Annotated in this window: 19 protein-coding genes and 4 pseudogenes; 6 read left to right on the forward strand and 17 right to left on the reverse strand. The window is 37.7% G+C overall.

Annotation, left to right across the window (positions count from 1 at the left end):
* Nucleotides 1-3: 3 nt before the first annotated feature.
* From ACW2QC_RS08065 to ACW2QC_RS08085, 5 genes are all read right to left on the reverse strand, one after another.
* The gene (locus ACW2QC_RS08065) at nucleotides 4-258 is read right to left on the reverse strand and encodes a hypothetical protein (RefSeq protein ID WP_457543472.1); all 255 of its coding nucleotides are present in this window, start codon (nucleotides 256-258) and stop codon (nucleotides 4-6) included.
* 4 nt (nucleotides 259-262) lie between these two features.
* On the reverse strand, nucleotides 263-1,414 hold the full coding sequence (locus ACW2QC_RS08070; protein ID WP_457543473.1) for a thiolase family protein: 1,152 nt from the start codon (nucleotides 1,412-1,414) through the stop codon (nucleotides 263-265).
* Complete coding sequence (locus ACW2QC_RS08075; protein WP_457543474.1) at nucleotides 1,411-2,889, reverse strand: AMP-binding protein; 1,479 nt, start codon at nucleotides 2,887-2,889, stop codon at nucleotides 1,411-1,413. Before ACW2QC_RS08075 ends, ACW2QC_RS08070 begins: the two co-directional genes overlap by 4 nt.
* The gene (locus ACW2QC_RS08080; protein ID WP_457543475.1) at nucleotides 2,877-3,458 is read right to left on the reverse strand and encodes a biotin transporter BioY; all 582 of its coding nucleotides are present in this window, start codon (nucleotides 3,456-3,458) and stop codon (nucleotides 2,877-2,879) included. The genes ACW2QC_RS08075 and ACW2QC_RS08080 overlap by 13 nt, the downstream gene beginning before the upstream one ends.
* Nucleotides 3,459-3,764: 306 nt before the next feature.
* Nucleotides 3,765-4,121, reverse strand: coding sequence for a TlpA disulfide reductase family protein (locus ACW2QC_RS08085; protein WP_457543476.1), 357 nt, complete (start codon nucleotides 4,119-4,121; stop codon nucleotides 3,765-3,767).
* 556 nt (nucleotides 4,122-4,677) lie between these two features.
* On the opposite strand from ACW2QC_RS08085, the gene ACW2QC_RS08090 reads away from it, so the two are divergent.
* The gene (locus tag ACW2QC_RS08090; RefSeq protein WP_457543477.1) at nucleotides 4,678-4,968 is read left to right on the forward strand and encodes an EamA family transporter; all 291 of its coding nucleotides are present in this window, start codon (nucleotides 4,678-4,680) and stop codon (nucleotides 4,966-4,968) included.
* A 218-nt stretch (nucleotides 4,969-5,186) separates the two neighbouring features.
* Here ACW2QC_RS08090 and ACW2QC_RS08095 read toward each other — a convergent pair whose 3' ends face one another.
* From ACW2QC_RS08095 to ACW2QC_RS08115, 5 genes and pseudogenes are all read right to left on the reverse strand, one after another.
* Nucleotides 5,187-5,408 (reverse strand): hypothetical protein, encoded by a 222-nt coding sequence (locus ACW2QC_RS08095; RefSeq protein ID WP_457543478.1) that lies wholly within the window; start codon nucleotides 5,406-5,408, stop codon nucleotides 5,187-5,189.
* Nucleotides 5,409-5,470: 62 nt separating this feature from the next.
* A pseudogene (locus tag ACW2QC_RS08100) lies at nucleotides 5,471-5,686 on the reverse strand (LysR substrate-binding domain-containing protein); the annotation flags it as partial.
* Nucleotides 5,652-5,849, reverse strand: a complete 198-nt coding sequence (locus ACW2QC_RS08105) for a redoxin domain-containing protein (RefSeq protein WP_457543479.1) — start codon at nucleotides 5,847-5,849, stop codon at nucleotides 5,652-5,654. The pseudogene ACW2QC_RS08100 and the gene ACW2QC_RS08105, both read right to left, overlap by 35 nt.
* Before the next feature lie 97 nt (nucleotides 5,850-5,946).
* A complete protein-coding gene (locus ACW2QC_RS08110; protein ID WP_457543585.1) occupies nucleotides 5,947-8,430 on the reverse strand; it encodes a heavy metal translocating P-type ATPase in 2,484 nt (827 codons plus the stop codon).
* 226 nt (nucleotides 8,431-8,656) lie between these two features.
* A complete protein-coding gene (locus ACW2QC_RS08115; protein WP_457543480.1) occupies nucleotides 8,657-8,977 on the reverse strand; it encodes an ArsR/SmtB family transcription factor in 321 nt (106 codons plus the stop codon).
* Between the two features lie 217 nt (nucleotides 8,978-9,194).
* On the opposite strand from ACW2QC_RS08115, the gene ACW2QC_RS08120 reads away from it, so the two are divergent.
* From ACW2QC_RS08120 to ACW2QC_RS08140, 5 genes and pseudogenes are all read left to right on the forward strand, one after another.
* Nucleotides 9,195-9,428: a copper resistance CopC family protein gene (locus ACW2QC_RS08120; protein ID WP_457543481.1), complete on the forward strand. Its 234-nt coding sequence runs from the start codon at nucleotides 9,195-9,197 to the stop codon at nucleotides 9,426-9,428.
* A gap of 22 nt (nucleotides 9,429-9,450) precedes the next feature.
* Nucleotides 9,451-9,648, forward strand: a complete 198-nt coding sequence (locus ACW2QC_RS08125; RefSeq protein ID WP_457543586.1) for a hypothetical protein — start codon at nucleotides 9,451-9,453, stop codon at nucleotides 9,646-9,648.
* A 37-nt stretch (nucleotides 9,649-9,685) separates the two neighbouring features.
* Nucleotides 9,686-9,838 carry a DsbA family protein gene (locus ACW2QC_RS08130; protein WP_457543482.1) on the forward strand — a complete coding sequence of 51 codons (153 nt, stop codon included), beginning with the start codon at nucleotides 9,686-9,688 and terminating at the stop codon, nucleotides 9,836-9,838.
* A 44-nt stretch (nucleotides 9,839-9,882) separates the two neighbouring features.
* Nucleotides 9,883-10,247: pseudogene (locus ACW2QC_RS08135) on the forward strand (disulfide oxidoreductase).
* 348 nt (nucleotides 10,248-10,595) lie between these two features.
* Nucleotides 10,596-11,917 (forward strand): annotated as a pseudogene (locus tag ACW2QC_RS08140) (IS1380 family transposase).
* A gap of 218 nt (nucleotides 11,918-12,135) precedes the next feature.
* Here ACW2QC_RS08140 and ACW2QC_RS08145 read toward each other — a convergent pair.
* The 7 genes and pseudogenes from ACW2QC_RS08145 to ACW2QC_RS08175 form a co-directional block, all read right to left on the reverse strand.
* Nucleotides 12,136-12,255: a RidA family protein gene (locus ACW2QC_RS08145; RefSeq protein WP_457543483.1), complete on the reverse strand. Its 120-nt coding sequence runs from the start codon at nucleotides 12,253-12,255 to the stop codon at nucleotides 12,136-12,138.
* Nucleotides 12,256-12,468: 213 nt separating this feature from the next.
* Nucleotides 12,469-13,359 carry a LysR family transcriptional regulator gene (locus tag ACW2QC_RS08150; protein ID WP_457543484.1) on the reverse strand — a complete coding sequence of 297 codons (891 nt, stop codon included), beginning with the start codon at nucleotides 13,357-13,359 and terminating at the stop codon, nucleotides 12,469-12,471.
* Between the two features lie 181 nt (nucleotides 13,360-13,540).
* On the reverse strand, nucleotides 13,541-14,935 hold the full coding sequence (locus ACW2QC_RS08155; RefSeq protein WP_457543485.1) for an L-cystine transporter: 1,395 nt from the start codon (nucleotides 14,933-14,935) through the stop codon (nucleotides 13,541-13,543).
* The gene (locus ACW2QC_RS08160; protein WP_457543486.1) at nucleotides 14,935-16,137 is read right to left on the reverse strand and encodes a MalY/PatB family protein; all 1,203 of its coding nucleotides are present in this window, start codon (nucleotides 16,135-16,137) and stop codon (nucleotides 14,935-14,937) included. The genes ACW2QC_RS08155 and ACW2QC_RS08160 overlap by 1 nt, the downstream gene beginning before the upstream one ends.
* Nucleotides 16,138-16,210: 73 nt before the next feature.
* Nucleotides 16,211-17,617 carry an MBL fold metallo-hydrolase gene (locus tag ACW2QC_RS08165; RefSeq protein ID WP_457543487.1) on the reverse strand — a complete coding sequence of 469 codons (1,407 nt, stop codon included), beginning with the start codon at nucleotides 17,615-17,617 and terminating at the stop codon, nucleotides 16,211-16,213.
* A gap of 353 nt (nucleotides 17,618-17,970) precedes the next feature.
* Nucleotides 17,971-18,461 (reverse strand): annotated as a pseudogene (locus ACW2QC_RS08170) (PLP-dependent transferase); the annotation flags it as partial.
* Nucleotides 18,462-19,249: 788 nt separating this feature from the next.
* Nucleotides 19,250-20,026 carry a sulfite exporter TauE/SafE family protein gene (locus tag ACW2QC_RS08175; protein WP_457543488.1) on the reverse strand — a complete coding sequence of 259 codons (777 nt, stop codon included), beginning with the start codon at nucleotides 20,024-20,026 and terminating at the stop codon, nucleotides 19,250-19,252.
* Nucleotides 20,027-20,063 lie beyond the last annotated feature (37 nt).

Genomic DNA, 20,063 nt, shown 5'->3' on the forward strand with positions numbered 1-20,063 from the left:
TTCTCACCCCCTGTTTTTTCTGAAGATCCCTGCTAGCCTGCAAGTTTTTATAATCTCATCTTGGCTTTCACACATAATTCCACATCGTTTCCCGGACAAAAATAGATACATTGGTGACGCGGAAAACAACTGCCAGAATATGACAATCATTGTTGACGGTGCCATCAATCTGCCAGCAATTGTCACTGTTGGTGCATCAATTACTTTTGCATATACTTTTATCCATTCTTCAGTAAGATGAATCTGTTGTTGGAGCATGCACTCAAACTCTTTCCACCATCACCGCCAACCCCATGCCACCGCCAATACCCAAAGTAGCGAGTCCACGCTGGAAGTTATTATTTTTCATTTCTGTCACCAATCTTGTAACCAGTACAGCACCCGAGGCCCCATATGGATGTCCAAGTGCCAATGCACCACCACCAATGTTTACCTTTTCTTTTGGGATATCCAGTAGGTGCAAACAAGCTAGTGTCTGTGATGCAAAGGCCTCATTAAATTCAACAAGATCAATAGCGGACAGTTCCATTTGCTGCCGTAATAATAATTTTTTAACTGCTGACACCGGACCAATACCCAAAAAATGCGGCTCAACGCCCGCAGCTTGTGCATCTACAAAGCGAAGCAATGGCTGCAAGCCTAAGGCATCACACTTATCGCGTGACATAACTAACGCTAGTGCAGCACCATCATTAATTGGACACGCATTACCAGCTGTCACTGTTCCATTTTCCCTAAAAACAGGTGGCATCCTGCTGAACAATATATCAAGTCTATCGTTGTCACGTGGACATTCATCTGTATCCTGACATTGACCTTGTGTATATACTGGTACGATTTCTTCGGTAAAACGCCCCGACTGCTGGGAACGAATTACTTTAAAGTGACTATTTGCGGCATAGCTGTCCTGCATTTCCCTCGTAATGTGATAGTGCTCTGCTACATTTTCAGCAGCTTCCCCCATGCTTGGATCGCCAAATGCTGCCGATGTGAAAGGAGCACGCTCATATAATTCGGGATTATCCGATAGCCGTTTTGGCCTGGAAAGTTTCCATGGGGCGCGACTGGTACTCTCCACTCCACCCGCGAGGAATACATCACCCGCTCCACTTTGAACCAAGCGGGCTGCAAGATGAACTGCTTCCAATCCAGATCCGCATTGCCGGTCCACTGTGAGCCCGGGCACAGTGACAGGGAGCCCTGCCTCCAACAAAGCCACGCGAGCAATATTCCCCCCTGGACCAACAACATTTCCGAGGATAACGTCATCGATTTCATCCGCAGGCAACTGACAATCCTTTACAATTTGTTGGATCAACGGCGCCACAAGCTGCTCTGGTTCAACCATTTCAAATATTCCGCCTCTTTTGCCGATAGCAGTTCGTTTCGCTGTAACAATCACACATTCTTTCATTTGTTTTCATTCTCCACCATATCGATCATCTCTTTCCTAGCAATTTTCCCACTTCCCGTGTAAAGAAATTCCTTCACGGTGATGATTTTTCTTGGGATTTTATATGTAGCCAAATACTGTGCACAAAACTTCTTTACCTTGCTTGCAGGAAGTGTATAATTATTTTTCCAGGCAATGACTGCAACAATTTTCTCTCCCAAATGTTTATCCTGTCCACCAAAAACCATCACATCCCCCACCATCGGCAATCGTTTTATTACCGTTTCAATTTCTTCCGGATACACATTCAGTCCACCGGTAATAAGCATATTCTTTTGCCTTCCAGCCAAATGCAGTTCAGCCAACTCATCCAGGTAACCATAATCCCCGGACAGCAGCCAGCCATTTTGGAAAACATGCTTAGTTTCCCTTGGTCGCTGATCATACCCTTGAAAAAGCATCTCACTTTTAACACAAATTTGACCTATTTGACCGTTTTTCACTTTTTTACCTTGCATATCTACAATCTTCACCGATACTCCAGGAAATACCTTTTGTGCTGATTGCTTTTTTGCGTTTTCTTGCACAAGTGTATAACTGATATAGCTTGCTTCCGATGAACCATAAAATTCATACATCTGCGCACAGTCAAATTGTTCAACCGCCTCCGCCTTCATTTCTGCCGTCCATTGGGAACCGGAACTAATTAAAGTTTTTATATGCAACGGATCCCTCACGTCCGCCAGTAACGATTGAATCATGGTCGGTACAACAAACAATACAACGCTTGAAAGCCGATTGCACAACGATTGTATTTTTTTCGGCTGGAATTTGGAATCGATATGGAAAGTCGCTCCAAGATATAGGCTTTGAGTTAGCGCAAATAAAGATAAAGAATGCGCAAATCCCCCCGGTGCAACGAAATGATCCTCTTGGTTAATTCCAAACGCTTCAACACTTGCCTTAAAACTGCTGATCCATGAGTCGTGTGTTCGTTTATATCCTTTTGGTACCCCAGTTGTTCCGGATGTATAGCCAATAAACAACAATTCGTGATCTGTTTGCTCGTTTGCCATTTGCTGCTGTTGCAGCCAATCTTCATAAAAAATACTGTTCGAATGCCGCTGAAAGCTAATTTGCTTTGGTACCACCGCAGTAGATATGTTTTCCAAAATTGATGTATCACCAAATACAATCCCCGCCCCACTTAACAGCAACACATCCCTTATTTCTTGTTTACGCCACTTCACATCCAATAATAGTGGAACATGACCCGCATATATAGCGCCAAGGAACACCTCTGCATATTCGATGCGATTTTGTGATAGCACAGCTACTCTTTTATTTGGTGACTCCATATTTTTCAAGCCCATCGCAATTTTTCGTACATTTTCCATCAATTGAGCGTACGTTCGGGATCGGTCTTTTTCCTGTATGGCAATTTTATTCGGTGTTTTTTTACAGTGTTGTGTAATTGGATGGATTATGTTCCCCATTCGCTCATCTCTTCTTGCGTTTTATGTTTTTTTTGCTCGATGGGACTGACACTGTGAAGCTGTACTACAATCACTGCAGCAATAACAGCCTTTATACTATCCCCCGGTAAAAAAACTGTAGCACCGAAAAATCCAGCCCAAATAGATGTTTGTGTAATAAATGCCATTACCGGAGCACCAATGAGGCTAACAAGTACAACACCGAAAATAATGTTTACAGTAACCACTTTCCAGATTTTGAGATTGTTCCACACCTTTTCAGTAAAATAGCCAATGAAGAATGCAGCAACTGGCCAGCTAAGAATATATCCTGCCGACGGACCGACAAGCGCTGAAAAACCTCCTCTGCCCCCGGTCAACAGAGGAGCACCGAACGCCACCAATATGACAAATAGTATCATGCTGATTGCCCCCGTTTTCCTTCCTAAAAAACACCCGGCTAATATGACACCCAATGTTTGTGCCGTGACCGGTACTGGAATGAATCCTAGTGGAATTGGTGGAATCATTCCTAATACACCTACCAAAGCAGCAAACAATGCCGCATAAACCATTTCCTTAGTAGTCATCTCATCCCTCTTTCCTTTGATAAATTGTACAAGATTATCATAACGTCAATTCCTAACATTGTAAACAGTAAAAATAAACGGTTTACAATTAGATTTTCAAGTCGTTACTAGATTTTCCAGAAGAATATATGATCAATAAGAAATTCAGATGAAATATTTGTTTAGAAATATCTGCGGCTTTTAAAAGTGCCCTTGCCCAAGTAATATACACATCTGCAAAGGACTCCTACTGAACCTAAACCATCAGCCGTTTGGCTTCAAATAATTTCCTTCCCTATTTACCTTTTTACTTTTTCGTCAAAAGTTTCATAGGCACATAATGTTAGACTTGCTTTCTTTTTCAAACATGATATAAGAGACATCTGAGTTCACATCCATCAATACCGGGAAAGTCATCTCGAATTTTTCTACAAAATCGGTAAAGTTGTCTTCACTTTTTTCTGATTCCGTTAAATTGACCGCTAGAATTGTTACATCTTTTTTATCATACAGTTTTTCTAAATCAGGAATTTCTGCTCTACATGGCGGACACCAAGTAGCCCAAAAATTAACTAAGACACGTTTCCCTTTATAATCAGATAAACGTACTGTCTCTCCTTCTAATGTTTCTAATTCAAAGTCAGGAGCAATTTCTCCCTTCTCAAGCCCGACTTCATCAGACACCTTGATACCCCGCCCCCCTCACTGTCTGGGGGCGGGGTATCAAGGTGAAGTGAAATTGGACTTTGGAGCGCTAGGAAAATTTAAAGAGATCTTATCAATTCAGATAAGATAATTAGCGTAGCACCGTGGAGCATCTGTCACGAACCCACAAAATTGTTAAATTAAAGAAGATAATCTAAGCACATTGTTATAGAAGTTATGTTAAGAGGCGGGTGAGGAGCAACCGCTTCTTTTATATTTGGATTACCATTAATCATTTTGTATGTATGTAGGAGCGTAAAAAATATTTTAAAAGCTTATTTGTGGCTGATTTTTTTGTGTAGTAGTTTGGGGAAGTAATTTTGTATTTGGAAAGATATTAGTTCAAGATTTCTTCCCCTACTCTCTTAACATCATTAAGACTTTTCTTTATTATATTAGTTTTAAATGGATTAGCGTTTTCTAAAAAGCATATAAAACGACTAAACATGAACGATTTACTTGTACCACATTCGAATATAACGTAATAGTAAGGGGATCAACCCTTTGAGAGAGGACTCTGGTTATAATAATCATTATGGCGAATGTGATCATCGCTATTCCTGATTGGGCTCTTCTAATTGGAACAGCCATTATTGTACATGGCATAGCCACCCTTATTTGGAATAACAATATTCGATATGTTGACGCCTCAAAAGCATCAATTTTATCCAATTTAGAGCCTTTTGTCGCCATGATTGTGGGATTGCTTTTACTTTCCAAGCCGGTTACAGGAATAGAGTTGATAGGCTCCGTCTTTATCGTGGGGGGAGTCATCCTTTCCAGCTATCAACGGAAAAAAAGACAATTAGTAAAGAACAGCAAGTAATTGATAAACCCTACATCTACTTGAGCACTTCAAGTGGCTGCATATGATGTTGCCGAAAATCATCCGGCACACGTTTTCATTTTAGCTTGCAAATCCTAGGAATGCTCTCTTAAATTTCAAGGTGAAGCTACTCATGAACGATTCCTTAGCTTCATTATATCTGATGTTAGCTTTGATACAAAGTTCCTAATAATGGCTGTGCTACTCTTTGTTTTTGATCAAACCAAAGCCATTCCCGGATAATCTTGTTCAAGGTTGGCAATCTCGATCGGTACAATTTCTCCCGTTCGAGCATAAGGATCGTTTTTAACCGTATAATCGGGAGCTATTGTGATTGCCAAATTTTCCAAGACTGCATTACGAATAGCATCCAAATTGTTTGTTGAAAACAAAATATCTGCAGGGCCGAATTGGGTTGTGAGATCGTTGATAACTCCCACATGCGATCATCATTGTATATAACAAGCAAGTATTTTCGGATTTCTTGTGGTGTCACTGATTTTGTAAAGGCTAACGGGGATTGTTTGCTCGCAGCTGCTATCATTTTTCCACGTAAGACAATTTCAAAAGCAATGTCTTCATCCCTCATTTCTTTCCCTTCTCTGCTTAAACCAATTAGCCCAATATCAAGCTTATCTTGTTTTATATTCTCTATAAAAGCTTGTGATGGCTTTTCTGAAATCTCAATTTGTATATTTGGACAATCTTCCCCAAAAATTTAAAAATACACCTTTTCCCCTATAATCTTTTAGTTCAACTCGTTCACCCTGAAGTGTTTCTACAGAAAAGTTTGGAGCATAATCACCCACTTCAATAATATATTGGTTTTGGAGATGTTTAAATAAAGTGCGTAGACTACTGCTGATAGCAATAATAGTCAACTATGTCACCTCTTAGATAATTCTTGAATGGCTAAGTTATGATTTAAATTGATAAAAGAAAGCTGTTCGATTTCCAACTGAACAGCTTCCCTAATCATCATCCCCTAACTTTTAAAAGTCGTAGGGCATTTAATATCACAATTATAGCAGCCCCGGTATCGCTTAGTACGGCTAACCAAAGTGTAAGCCAGCCCGGAAATATAAGAATCAATGCTATTAATTTTACAATTATGGAAAACCAAATATTTTGTTTTATAATCGTTAATGCTTTCCTACTTAACTTAACGGTATGTGGCAATTTTTCCAGATTATCTGCCATTAAAACTATATCAGCAGTCTCCATTGCCGTATCGGTTCCTGCTCCACCCATTGCGATCCCCAAGTCTGCATTGGCTAGTGCTGGTGCATCATTGATGCCATCACCAACCATGGCGACTTTATGTCCTTCCTTTTGTAATTGTTTAATCGCATCCACTTTATCTTCTGGCAATAGGTCCGCAAAATAGCGGTTTACATTCGCTTCACCTGAAATCATTTTAGCAGTACCTTCATTATCTCCAGTTAACATAACAAGTTGATTTACACCAACTTGTTTCAATCCATCTAATGCTTTTACAGTAGTTGTACGAATGGTATCAGAAACAGAGATAATCCCCATTACTTCTGTTTGTGTACCGATAATCACTACAGTTTTCCCGTAACTTTGTATTTCTTCTACTTTGGACATTACATTACCCATGGATATATTCATTTCTTCAAATAGTTTTAGATTACCAGCATAATAAACTTCACCATCGATTGTTGCTTGAACACCCTTACCAACTACACTTTTAAATAACTCTCCACTTTTAGCTTGAACTCCCTTGTCTTTCGCATATTCAACAATCGTTTTTGCTATTGGGTGTGTTGAATAATCTTCTAATGTTAAAGCGATTGCTATTAACTCGTCTTCAGAAGCGGTTAAGGCCATAATTTCAGAGACTTGTGGCTTCCCTTCTGTTAATGTCCCTGTTTTGTCAAAAGCTATTGCATTAATAGCTCCTGCATTCTCTAGAAACGTTCCACCTTTTATTAATACACCATTTTTTGCAGCATTTCCGATAGCAGATACTATCGCAACAGGAGTAGAGATTACTAATGCACAAGGACAAGCAACAACTAACAACGCAAGTCCTTTATAAACCCATTCTCCCCAAGTGCCAAATCCGAAAAGTGGTGGTAGAACAATTACAGCTAGTGCTAAAACAAACACAACTGGCGTATAAATACTAGCAAACCTATCTATAAATGCTTGGGTAGGAGCCTTTTGTTCCTGTGCTTCTTCGACCAAATGAATGATTTTAGATATTGTTGTATCCTCAACTAACTTAGTGACTCTGACTTCAAGAGAACCACTTTCATTAATCGTTCCAGCATAGACAGTATCCCCAATCATTTTATCAACTGGGATGGATTCTCCCGTGATAGGAGCCTGATTAACACTTGTTTCACCTTGGATAATTTCACCGTCTAATGGGATTCTATCACCCGGTTTTATAACAACTACCTCTCCAACTGATACATCATCAACTGGCTTTTTGACTAATTCTGCTCCAACCTTAATCCAAGCTTCTGATGGCGCTAAATCCATTAGATTACGAATAGATTTTCTTGTTTGTTCAATCGACCTATTTTGAAGTGCGGTACCTAATGCAAATAACCATACTACTGTTGCACCTTCAAACCATTCTCCAATTATAGCGGCTCCTATTGCTGCGGCTGACATTAGAACATTCATATCTAATGAACGACTTTTTATAGCGTAGTAAGCACTTTTTACAGGTTTATAGCTACTTATTACAATAGCGACAGCATATAAAATCGTTGCCATAATTGGTGAGATTCCATTGTATGAACCAATAAGTCCAAGAGCAATTAAAATACCAGAGAAGGTAATTAAGCCATATCCTTCTTTATTTTTCGTAGTTTCTGCAGGTTTATTGCTTTTCGTAATTAGTGAAGCTTTATACCCTAGTTTAGATACTTCTGAAACAATATCATCTACAGTATTTTCGTGTTCCACTTTCATTTTTCCGGTTGAAAAACTAACACTTACACTATTAATATTTGGAATAGCATTCAAATGATTTTCTATACTTTTCGCACAACTACCACAATCCATTCCCACAACATCATATGTTCTAACATTTTTAGTTTGATTTATTGGTTCCGTCTTAAATCCTAGCTTTTGGACTTCACTTTCTATACTTTCAAGCGACATGGCATTGTTGCCAACTACTTGTAACTTTGCAGTATTATAATTCACCCTTGCTTCATGTATGTTATCTAGCCTACTTAGTCCCTTTTCTATGGTTAAGGCACAAGAAGGACAATCCATACCGTGTACTCGGTATTCGATTTTCTCACTAATCGTAGAATGATTGTTATTTTTTGATGGTTGTTCAACTGTACTACCACAACAACTTGATTTCTCATTTGTTGTATGTTGATTTATATCATCATTATTACTGCAACAAGATGATGGCTGTTCATTTTCACCTTCACATGTAGTTTGACTACAACAACCACCAGTTTCTTCCATCACTTTTTCGGATGGATCACTACAACAAGAAGTGTCAGTAGCCTTTACCTCTATTCCATTAAATGAGGTTTGATTACTGCAACAGTTATCAACTTCTTTATCATTTATAAATTCCACTTTTTCAGAGGAATCACTGCAACAACTTTGTGATTTTTCATCATTAATAGTAGTCTTCATTTTTTCAGATTGACTACCGCAACATTGGTCTGTCATTGACTTCAACTCCCTAATCTATATGACGTTCACAGCAAGCTACATCATTTTCAACATCTTCAAGCACTACATCAAACATAGTTAATAAATCACGTACCAGTTGATTACGTACACGGTAATAAACATATTTTCCGTCTTGTCTTCCTACAATAAGACCACAACCTTTTAAACACGCCAAGTGCTGTGATATGTTTGATTGATTTCCATTTAGATCATCAACGATTTGTGAAACTGTTTTCTCCTCTTCTTTTATACATTCAAGTATTTGAATCCTCGTTTTATGTGAAAAGCCGTGCAAGAATTTCATCTTCGTGTCAATATCAACTTGTAACATTCTATAGCCTCCGGTTATATTAGAAATCACTAATATGTTTTGTTATCATCATATTAGCAATCCCGAATATGTGTGTCAAACTTTAAAATTAATTACTTTTGAAAAGTGTATGAACAATACTTGATTAATCCTTTTTTTAAAATGATTTTGCTAATAACTATATAAGGGAGTGGTTTAGATTATAAAAAGAGTATTCGCATTAGTACCTATTCTACTAATGTTATTTTCAAGGGATGCATTTGCTCATGCCTATTTAAAAGAATCTAACCCAAAAAATGGTGAATTGTTAACTGAGTCAATTCAGCAAATAACATTAAATTTTGAAACCAAAATAGAAAATATAAGTATGATTGAAGCCTTTAACTCAAATGAAGAACAAGTTGATTTAGGGAACTTTATCATAGAAGATAGTGAAAATCTAGGCTACATTCCTGCAACCATTAAAGACTGACACTTATAAAGTTGTTTGGGAGATAGTAGGTGCAGATGGACATCCGATAACAGATGAATTTACTTTTGAGGTGGATGCTCCTATTGAAGAAACAGCGCAACAAGAAGAACAAGTATTGGATACTGTAGAAAAAGAACAAAGTATACCAACATTCTTAACAGCTGGAGTATTAGTCATATTTGTTATCGGTTTGGTGTGGTGGTTATTAAGGAGAAAATAACAAATGGCTTTTAAATTAAAATTTGTAGAGGTGCTAAATGAAGAACGAAGTAAACAAGGCTGCAGAATTAGTTAATGAGTTCAATGTACAGCTCACACCAACTATCACGGTAAATGGGACAATGATTGAGGATCCATTTGATTATGAAGCAATCAAAAATGCTATAGATATTGCATTGGAAGGTAATTAGGAAATGAATAAAAAAGATGGCCAGACAGTTTTTCTTTATCTGGCGTGTTAGTTTCAGTGGTTGCAACACTTGATAGTCTGTACTTTAGTGAATTACGTGGTTTTGTCCCTTATGAACTTTGTTAGTATCAACGAATTTTGATGTATCCATTACCATTGATACTTGGTATGATCTTTCTGTTAAAAAATATGTATTGCCTATGGCGATTATTGGCTGGTTTATATCACTGTTCCACTATTTGGAGCAAAATGTTCCGGGTTTTGCAAAAATTAAACCTTGCGCTGATGGTGTTCCATGTAGTGCTGAATATATAATTTGGTTTGGATTTATTACCATACCATTTTTGGCATTAGTTGCATTCACCTTGATTATTATATTTATGCTACTTATAAAAAAATCAAAAAGTTAATATAAAAGCCAAATCCATCAGCTTCCCCCTCTCTGTTATAAAGATAAAATGGTCCCAACATTATTTTCTTTTAGATATGTTCTCTATAAATTCTTCATTCTTATTTAACCGGTATAAGCGTTTGCTTCGATATCTACTAATACATCTTTTGGTAAGCGACTTACTTCTACTGTCGAACGAGAAGGCTTATTTCCTGGATTATTCACAGAACTCCTCCCCAGATAGTTTACAAACCCTTGCAGGCCAAAGGGTTTAGTTATGTCCGTTATGCATCAAATAAATGAAAAAAGAACCCGTTTCTGTTACAGTTAAAGTATCAACAAAAACCAACAGAAAAGGGTTCTTCTAATGGTTACTTTACCGCAAATAACATTTAATTTCAATCGTCAAATCAAATTATCCAATGACGGAGGTGCACTGTCCTCAGATACGGGCGAGTTGTTATTTAGGGAGTTCGACGAAAAAATCGGTTTTTCTCGTACATTGGCGGATCATCTGCAGTTAAAAGACGAACGACGGTATCATGTACATGCCAACGAAGATTTGCTTCGCCAAAAGATTTATCAAATGATTGGCGGTTACGCTGAGGATGATGCGGCCGATCAATTGACAAACGCCCCTGTTTTTACACAAGTCATTGGTACAGATGCTTTAGCCTAGCCTCTCAACCCAGTTTATCACGCTTTTTCGAGCGGTTTGACTCTGGATCGATTGAACAATTAAATCTGGCTAACCAGGAATTGTAGGACAAAGTGCACCAACATCGGAATCCGGATGCACTTATCGTTGATTTGGATTCTACCCACGCGGATACATATGGCGAACAAGAATCGGCAACTTTCAATACCCATTACGGCACTGTCGGTTTTCACCCATTGGTTGCTTTTGATGGTGCCACCCGTGACTTTCTCAAGGCCAGGCTGCGTCCGGGCAATGTCTATACGTCCAATGGGGTTGTTGATTTCGTGGAACCACCTATCAAGCATTACAATGACAAGTTCCCGGAGACAACACCATTCCTGCGCGGTGACAGCGGTTTCGCGGTCCCTGAGCTGTATGAATTGTGCGAAGCCGAATCTGTCTATTATGTGATTCGCCTGAAATCCAATCCCAACCCGAAGCGATTGGCTGATGAACTACATCCTTCCTCCGCGCCAGCTGATATTTCAAGAACAGAATGCTATTTTGAGGAAACGGAATATCAAGCCAAATCGTGGTCCAAGTCGAGAAAAGTGATCATCCAATCCGTTCGTCCCGCTGGTGAGTTGTTTTTCACGCACGCCTTCTTTGTAACGAACTTGATAGACGCATTTTCACCAAAAGATATCGTTCGTACTTATCAGAAACGGGGAACGATGGAAAACTATATCAAGGAAGCAAAAAATGGTTTTTACCTAGATAAAATGAGTAGCCATCCCTTTCAGGTAAACGAAGTAAGGATGATGCTGAGTTTGTTAGCGTATAACTTAACGAACTGGATGCGCACGCTTTGTTTTCCAGAAGAACAAAAGACCATGCAAATCCAAACGATACGAATGAAGCTCATCAAAGTGGCCAGTAAATTAGTGAAATCAGGGCGCTCCCTTTACTTCAAGCTATCTTCCAGCTTCGTGTACCAGTCGTTTTTCTGGAAAGTTTTGCAGCGAATTCAAGCACTTAAGCTAGAATGAACCAATAATCCCTCATTTTTTAAAAACCATTCAAGACCAAGGGAGTAGTCTGCCCAAAAACTGGAAAATCCCTTTCACTAACTGTTTTCTCATATCAAATCATGGAAACCACCATCCATTTTTGGCAAAGCAAACGAAAATAGTATTGCTTTAACTTCAATTCGTGCTTCCACTTGGGGGTATGAATAATTCAGGTTTAACTTTGAAATATGAATAATTCAGGTGTATTCTTTATTCACAGTGGAAAACTGATTCATATCTGTAATAAAAATCATTGTCTTTACAACATGATTAAAAGTCAAACCTTCACTTTCCAAAATTCCTCTTATATTTTTCATCACTTGTTCTGTCAGTTTGTCATTTCTGGCTCAACTACTTCATTTGTCTCAGGATTAACAAGAATTTGACCAGAAATAAATAGAAACTCCCATACTTTTATGCTAGGAATAGGGACCTATTGGATTGGGTACCTTATCTGTGTATAATGATTTAATCATCAATTCAACTCCCTTTCCAAAAATTTTTTTGAGTTCTGACCACTTTATCGTTAATCAGATAGTCAACTTTTTCAAATGTGATATAAACGCATTCAAACTCTTTTTGGGAAATCTATAAGGGATTTCCACTACCCATAAATCTCTTGTAATACTAATATTAGAAATCGTAATATGTTTTAAAGCACATAATTCAAGTTCCTTTGATACAGACAGCTTCGGAAGTATACTAATACCCAAACCTGCTTCAACCGCGCTTTTAATTGATTGTGTGCTCCCCAGTTCCATATGACTATTTATTTTTTCCAATACATTGTTTTCTCGTAATATATTTTCTACAATTCCCCTGATCCCCGCATTTCTCTCTCTCCAAATCATTTTTTCGTCAGGTAATTCTTCTATGTTTATTTCACTTCGATTATTCCATCGATGGTTGCTTGGAATAACCACAATCAACTCATCTTCAGCAAATTTTTTTATATGAAAGTCATCATGGGTAACGATACCTTCCACCAAGGCAATATCAATGTCCCGGTTTTCCAGCTTGGAAACAATATTTGGCGTATTTCCTATGGTTAAATTCAATTTCAAGTTTTTATTTTCTTTTTGAAATTCACCCAATATACTAGGAAGAAGATATTCACCTATTGTTAAACTTGCGCCTATATTTAACGTGGTGGCTTCGAGATTTGCAATACCTTTTACGGCTGCTTCAGACCGTTTAAAATAATCGATAATCTCTTTTGCATACGGATATAGAATGGAACCAGGTTCAGTAAGTCTTAGTTTTCCTCCAGTTCTATCAAACAACGCTACATCATAGTATTTTTCCAATTGTCGTATTTGGTTGGTCACCGCTGGTTGCGAGACGTAGCTAATTCGCGCTGCTTGACTGATACTGCCTTCCTCTACCACCCGGCAAAACATTTCTAAATTACCTTTATTCATTGCTATTTTCTCCCTATCCTATGAAATTCTATTTCTAGCGAAGCACATTAACTTGTTTTCTAAATATAGCAATCTCTTTTTGAAAATCAATAAGTCTAAAAAGTGACCGTTACATTTTTTAGTGATGCATTAGGTACTTTAGATGTAAATAACTAGATTAAATATCTATTACATACTTTATTTAGATAACTTCCATTAAATCTTGATCCTCTTTACTGTTATATTTGTCTATATCAAGCTGTTTGGTAATTTTACCAGTTACTACACCCGCTACCATGCTTCCACTAACATTTAGTGCAGTACGCGCCATGTCTATAAGTGGCTCTATCGAAATAAGTAATCCGACAATAGCAACGGGAAGGTTCATAGTTGATAATACGATAAGTCCAGCAAAAATTCCTCCGCCACCAACGCCAGCAACGCCAAACGAGCCAATAACAACGACGGCAAGTAACATTAAGATAAACGATGGAGTAAATGGATCAATTCCTACTGTAGGTGCGACCATAATCGCAAGCATTGCTGGATAAATACCAGCACACCCATTTTGTCCAATTGTTAAGCCAAAAGCTCCCGACAAATCTGCAACTCCATCTGAAACCCCTAAACTTCGTTTTTGAGTGCTGACATTAAGAGGTAATGCTCCTGCACTGGAGCGGGACGAGAACGCAAATGTAAGGACTGGTATTATTTTTTTGAAATATGTCAATGGACTTAGACCTACCATTCTGATTATGAGCATGTGAATCAAAAACATAATAATTATAGCCAGGTAAGAAGCAACAATAAATTTACCAAGGTTCCAAAATGCTGCTAAATCACTGGTTGCGGCTTTATTTGCCATTAGTGCCAGTATTCCATAAGGTGTCAGGCGCAGAATAAGTGTTACAACTCTCATCACTACAGTGAAAATAGAATTAACCATAGTCGCAAATAGTTTAGCTTGTTCTGGCTGCTTCCTCCTAACACCCATGTAGGCCATCCCTAATATGGATGAAAAAATGACAATAGAAATAACTGAAGTAGGGCGAGCTCCCGTTAAATCTGAGAATACATTACTTGGAAGCACAGCCACAATTTTTTCTTGTACTGTCATTTCATCTAGAACACCTAATCTATCCTCGTTATCTGCTATAGCCATTGACTCTGCTTCACCTTGGGACATTTCCATCCCGTCTAGTTGAAAAACACTAGCAGAGAAAATACCTACTGCACCTGCAATTGCAACTGTTACAGCCAACATTCCAATTACTAGCCCACCAATTTTCCCAAAATCCTTAGAGAGTTCCGATTTGGTGAAAGCTGATAAAATAGCAAAGAAAACTAAAGGCATGATGAGCATTTTTAACAAAGATATAAAACCACTTCCGACAATGTTAATCCATTCCGCAGACTCACTAATAATTGTTGAGGTCGAACCATACGTAAATTGGATTACAAGCCCAAATATGATACCAACTATTAATGCAAGAAAAACGCGTTTATTAAAAGAAACGTACTTTTTTTGCATATAAAATAATCCAGAACAAATTAACAGGAACAAGGTGATGATTAAAATAACATGAAATGTTACCATTATTGACTTTCCCTCCCGACTCTAACCAACGATTCTTTTACTTCTTTTTCTATTCTCTTCAAACCTTCTTCTAAAATAGAGCGTGGGCAAGCAATATTAATTCTTGTAAACCCTTCACCACCTGGGCCAAATGTATACCCTTCATCAAAGGCCACCTTGGCTTTATTTTGTAAAAAATCCTCAAGTTCTTTTGCATCCATTCCAAGATTACGAAAGTCTAACCAAACAAGATATGTTCCTTCAGGAGGAATCACTTTTATTTCCTTCATATTCGTTTCAATGAACTTTGTTAAAAAGGTCAGATTGCCTTCTAAATAATCTAAAAATTGATCAAGCCAATCTTCGCCATACTTATAAGCGCTTTCAACTGCAGTAACACCAAACGTATTTGATAGTCCCAAATAAAGTCTATCAATCGTGTTCGTGAATGTATTCCGTAATTCTTTACCTGGAATAATAATATTAGCCATTTGAACACCGGCTAAATTAAATGTTTTACTTGGAGCGGTACAGGTAATAGAGTTAGCTGCAAACTCTTCTGAAATACTAGCAAAAGGAGTATGGGTATACCCTTTATAAACGAGATCTAAATGAGCTTCATCAGATATTATCAACACGTTATTTTCCAGACATATTTGCCCCAGTTTTATCAACTCTTCTTTCGTCCACACCCTGCCAACTGGATTATGTGGGTTACACAGAATAACCATTTTAACATCTGTATTCACTACCATTTTTTCTAGATTTTCATAATCCATTACATATCTTTCATTTTCAAGTTTAAGTGGATTTAATACTATTTCTCGGTTGTTTTTTTCCACAACTTCCGTAAATGGCGTGTAGACAGGGTTTTGTATAATGATTTTATCCCTTTCATTTGTGAAGGATTGTATGGCGATACTAAGAGCAGACATTATTCCTGGTGTACAGCGAATCCATTGTTTCTGAATGGACCAATTGTGACGTCTTTCCACCCAGTCTATAAATGCCCCAAAATAATCTCTTGATCTTGAAGTATAACCAAATATTCCATGTTCCGCTCTTTCTTTTATTGCATCTACAACAGGTTTGGGACACGCAAAATCCATATCTGCAATCCACATTGGAAGAATATCCTTATGACCGAATAATTTCTCCGTTTTATCCCATTTGACTGAATTCGTATTATACCGACTTATTACTTGGTCAAAATCATATCTCATAAAAAAACCTCCTGTGTATATTTTTTATTTTCCGCTTTAGCATTTGTATATTATCGAATACGTATGGCTTTGACTAAGGCGTTACTGGAAACTTTTCCTTCATCCAGGCTAGGTAGCCGCCTTTTACATTTTTCACATCTTTATATCCATTTGCCTGCATCAGGCTTGCGGCAATTGCTGAGCGGGCACCAGAACGGCAATGTACAAGGTACGTTTTTCCCTTAGGTAAGTCATCCATAAGATCTGGAAGCGAACTAAGCGTCTTATGATCAGCTCCTTCAATCCTTCCTTGATCCCACTCTGTTTGGTTGCGAACATCAATCAAATGATAATGTTCATCATCCAGTAAATCACGCAGTTTTTGGACATTCACCTCCTCATAACTTTCTACACGCTCCTGGTCCAGTAATGTAAGCGCTGGTTTAATTGAAGAAACAACTCGATCTAAGCCAATTGATGACAAATTTTCTTTTATTTTTTCAAGCTTTTCTTCTGCTGCAATAAGGACAATATCTTGGTCATAGCTAATTAGTTCTCCTGCCCAATTTGTAAATGATTGATTAAATGGAATGTTGATGGCACCTCTTAAATGTGACTTTGCAAATTCTGCAGCTCTTCTTGTATCCAATAAAATCGTATCACTGCCATATTCTTCAAGTTCAATTGCATTTTTCAACTTAACAATTTCGTTTTGATTAACTAAAGAAGGTCCTATTTTATTCAGTTTTTTCATCATCGCAAAATATTTAGGTGGTGTTGATTGACCCGATAACAACGTCCCGATAAATTTCTCCCTATCTTCTTCTCTTAATGCCCAATTGTTTATCTTTTCATATCCAACTGTAGACATTGGAACTGCTCCTAGTGCTTTACCGCAGGCACTCCCAGCTCCATGTGCTGGCCAAACCTGAAGAAAGTCAGGTAATTGTTTAAATTTCTGTAAGGATTGGAACATCTGTCTTGCACCTAGATTTGCAGATCCTGCAATTCCAGCAGATTTCTCCAATAAATCAGGTCTGCCAATGTCACCGACGAATACGAAATCACCCGTAAACACGCCCATCGGTTGAGAAGAACCAGCACCTTGATCTGTTAGAATAAATGAAATACTTTCCGGTGTATGTCCAGGAGTATGCATAACCTTGAAATCAACAAGCCCCAACTTGAACTTGCTGTCATCTTTAAGCAACACATAATCGATACCATCCACTTGCCGGTACTTCCAATCTTCATCCCCCTCATCTGACACATAGATAGTTGCATTGCAATAACTAGCCAATTCCCTGGATCCAGAGAGAAAGTCGGCATGAATGTGTGTTTCAGCTGCCGCCACAATTTTAAATCCCTTTTTCTTAGCTGTTTTCAAATATGGATCGATACAGCGCGCTGGGTCAATTACAATGGCCTCCCCTGTTCGTTGACAGCCAACCATATACGACATTTGCGCTAAGCTTTCATCAAAAAAAGAACGAAAAAACATGTCTTTACCCCCAATAAATTATTTTTTTAGTAATTAAAATGTTGAATTACTAATCACGATCTTTGCACGGTACATTTAGCCACTTTTTATCTTTTGGCTGATAGCGATTTCATTTTCTTTCACTATTAAAATTCCATTCGTTAAAATCACGCTCCCTTTTTTGTCTCATTTAATAGATGGAATATAAATAAATTTCAATTAATTAAATACTAGCAGACATTAAAGATTTTGAATAATTGATTTATTTTATGGGGTATAATGAAGGGCAATGGGGACAGATCACCGCCTATTAAATCTTTCCTTCTTTTTAAAACACACTTTCGGTGAATAAGGTTCCTGTTCCCCACATCCCACTAAACCATTACAGCAATTGATACTAAAGTCTGATTCAAATCAGAGATAATATCTTCTACATCTTCCAACCCTATGGATAATCTAATTAATCCTTTTGCAATTCCAAAATCGGCGAGTTTATCTTCAGGAATGGAAGAATGGATCATTGATGCTGGATGCTGAACTAATGTCTCTGGATCACCAAGACTAAATGATATCATCGCAATTTCCAATGCATTAATAAAGTCTTTTCCTGCTTGAACACCTTCTTTAACTTCAAAGGATACGATTCCACCCATTCCTCTCATTTGTTTTTTTGCCAACATGTGCTGTGAATGAGTTTCTAAACCAGGATAAAATACCTTGTCAACTAATGGATGTGAATCAAGGATGCAACTGTATGTGCATTATTACAATGCTTGTCCACACGTACGCCCAATGTTAAAAATGATTCCCAGGCATTAAGATTCTGTCCAAGGTCACCCATTACATTTTTACGCATGTAATCCATATCTATTGTTTGCGGAAAAAGGACTACCATAAGGGTCCGCTTTCCTTTTTTCTTCAAAATGAAATATTATATACCAGAATATTCATTCATTAATTACGAGCAACTAATCTTATTAATTGACTTATCTATAATTTTCTTATGCAACGCTAGTGTGATGATAAAAGATATAGTACAATTACCCGCTGATTATCAGAGAACTTGTGGTTGGTGAAGACAAGTATCAAGGTAATTTAGAATAGGACTTTGGACTTTGGACTTTGGAGCTTATTCAATGATGTGATCTTAACATTTTAAGATAATTAGGGTGGCACCGCTGGGAATGTGTCACGAAATACATAACTTTTTAATTAAAGAAGATACTTTTGAGTACATTATTATAGAATTTACGTTTTGAAGCGGGAAGTAGTATCCGCTTCTTTTATATTTGGATTAATATGTACATAGGACAGAAAGAAATATATGTTAAAAGCAGATTATTGTGGCGGATTTTTTGTGCAATCGTATTGGGACAATTTTGCATTTGGAATGGTTCAAGATCTTTCCCCAATTGTGTTAAATTATTAAGGCTTTTTTTGTTTTGATTTTAGGTAGTACTGTATTTTCTAAAAAGCATGTTTTAACCACTTAATGACAAAAAATGTTCCAATGGGTGACAATAGCAACCAACCGGTGTTGGTTGCTTTTACATCTAGGACGGCGAAATCTGTCCCTGCGTCACGTCATCCCCTTATCCTTTAACTTTTACATTATCCTAGTTCTAACACTTTGATCGCTGGTTACATTTATTTTCAAGCTAGAATGTTATCCCAAATTTTTATCGCGGTGGCTAAAATAATAACAACAAGAATCCACTTCAACAGATTTGCATTTATTTTTTGACCCAATTTTGCACCCAAGGGTGATGAAATAATACTTGCTACGATTATGACTAGGGATGGAACAAGTAATATTTGATGAGACAGTAGCTTTCCAGTTACTGAACCTATAGATGATATAAATGTTACAGCTAGCGAAGTAGCAATTGTAACTCGCAGTGGGATTTTTAAAATTGTAAGCATAATTGGCACAAGAAGAAATGCGCCTCCAGCACCAACAACACCTGCACCAATCCCCACTATCAAAGAAAAGACAACGGCAAAAATGCGATTGTATTGGAAGTATTGACCCTCGGTTTCTTTACCTTTCCTTGGAATGAACATAAGTATAACAGCTAATAACGCCAAAATACCATACACAAGGTTTATTATATCTTCAGATAGATATTTAGATCCATAACTGCCGGCTAAACTACCAATTAAAACACTTACGCCCATCACCAAGATAAGTCCTTTATTAAGATACCCGCTCTTGCGATAAGCAAAAATGCCACTTAGGGTAGCAAAAAAGACCTGAACCGCAACGACACCAGAAACTTCATGAGCTGTTAAAGCTGGAAGACTTAAAAGAGGCGGAATAAACAATAGGAGTGGATAGTTAATAATTGCACCACCAACTCCAAGCATACCGGAAAGGAAGGATCCAATAAAACCAATAATAAATAAAGCAATGATAAAAGAAATACTCATCTTGTTTCCCCTTTCCAAAGAGAAAGGGTGCGATCCG

It is taken from the genome of Virgibacillus sp. FSP13, assembly GCF_054048505.1.

Coding starts and splice junctions, on each gene's coding strand:
- ACW2QC_RS08150 (WP_457543484.1), bottom strand. CDS start 13,359: ATGAATAAAGGTAATTTAGAAATGTTTTGCCGGGTGGTAGAGGAAGGC.
- ACW2QC_RS08065 (WP_457543472.1), bottom strand. CDS start 258: ATGCTCCAACAACAGATTCATCTTACTGAAGAATGGATAAAAGTATAT.
- ACW2QC_RS08080 (WP_457543475.1), bottom strand. CDS start 3,458: ATGACTACTAAGGAAATGGTTTATGCGGCATTGTTTGCTGCTTTGGTA.
- ACW2QC_RS08120 (WP_457543481.1), top strand. CDS start 9,195: ATGTTATTTTCAAGGGATGCATTTGCTCATGCCTATTTAAAAGAATCT.
- ACW2QC_RS08145 (WP_457543483.1), bottom strand. CDS start 12,255: ATGAAAAATATAAGAGGAATTTTGGAAAGTGAAGGTTTGACTTTTAAT.
- ACW2QC_RS08075 (WP_457543474.1), bottom strand. CDS start 2,889: ATGGGGAACATAATCCATCCAATTACACAACACTGTAAAAAAACACCG.
- ACW2QC_RS08175 (WP_457543488.1), bottom strand. CDS start 20,026: ATGAGTATTTCTTTTATCATTGCTTTATTTATTATTGGTTTTATTGGA.
- ACW2QC_RS08070 (WP_457543473.1), bottom strand. CDS start 1,414: ATGAAAGAATGTGTGATTGTTACAGCGAAACGAACTGCTATCGGCAAA.
- ACW2QC_RS08155 (WP_457543485.1), bottom strand. CDS start 14,935: ATGGTAACATTTCATGTTATTTTAATCATCACCTTGTTCCTGTTAATT.
- ACW2QC_RS08165 (WP_457543487.1), bottom strand. CDS start 17,617: ATGTTTTTTCGTTCTTTTTTTGATGAAAGCTTAGCGCAAATGTCGTAT.
- ACW2QC_RS08130 (WP_457543482.1), top strand. CDS start 9,686: ATGAAGAACGAAGTAAACAAGGCTGCAGAATTAGTTAATGAGTTCAAT.
- ACW2QC_RS08110 (WP_457543585.1), bottom strand. CDS start 8,430: ATGGAAGAAACTGGTGGTTGTTGTAGTCAAACTACATGTGAAGGTGAA.
- ACW2QC_RS08115 (WP_457543480.1), bottom strand. CDS start 8,977: ATGTTACAAGTTGATATTGACACGAAGATGAAATTCTTGCACGGCTTT.
- ACW2QC_RS08090 (WP_457543477.1), top strand. CDS start 4,678: ATGGCGAATGTGATCATCGCTATTCCTGATTGGGCTCTTCTAATTGGA.
- ACW2QC_RS08160 (WP_457543486.1), bottom strand. CDS start 16,137: ATGAGATATGATTTTGACCAAGTAATAAGTCGGTATAATACGAATTCA.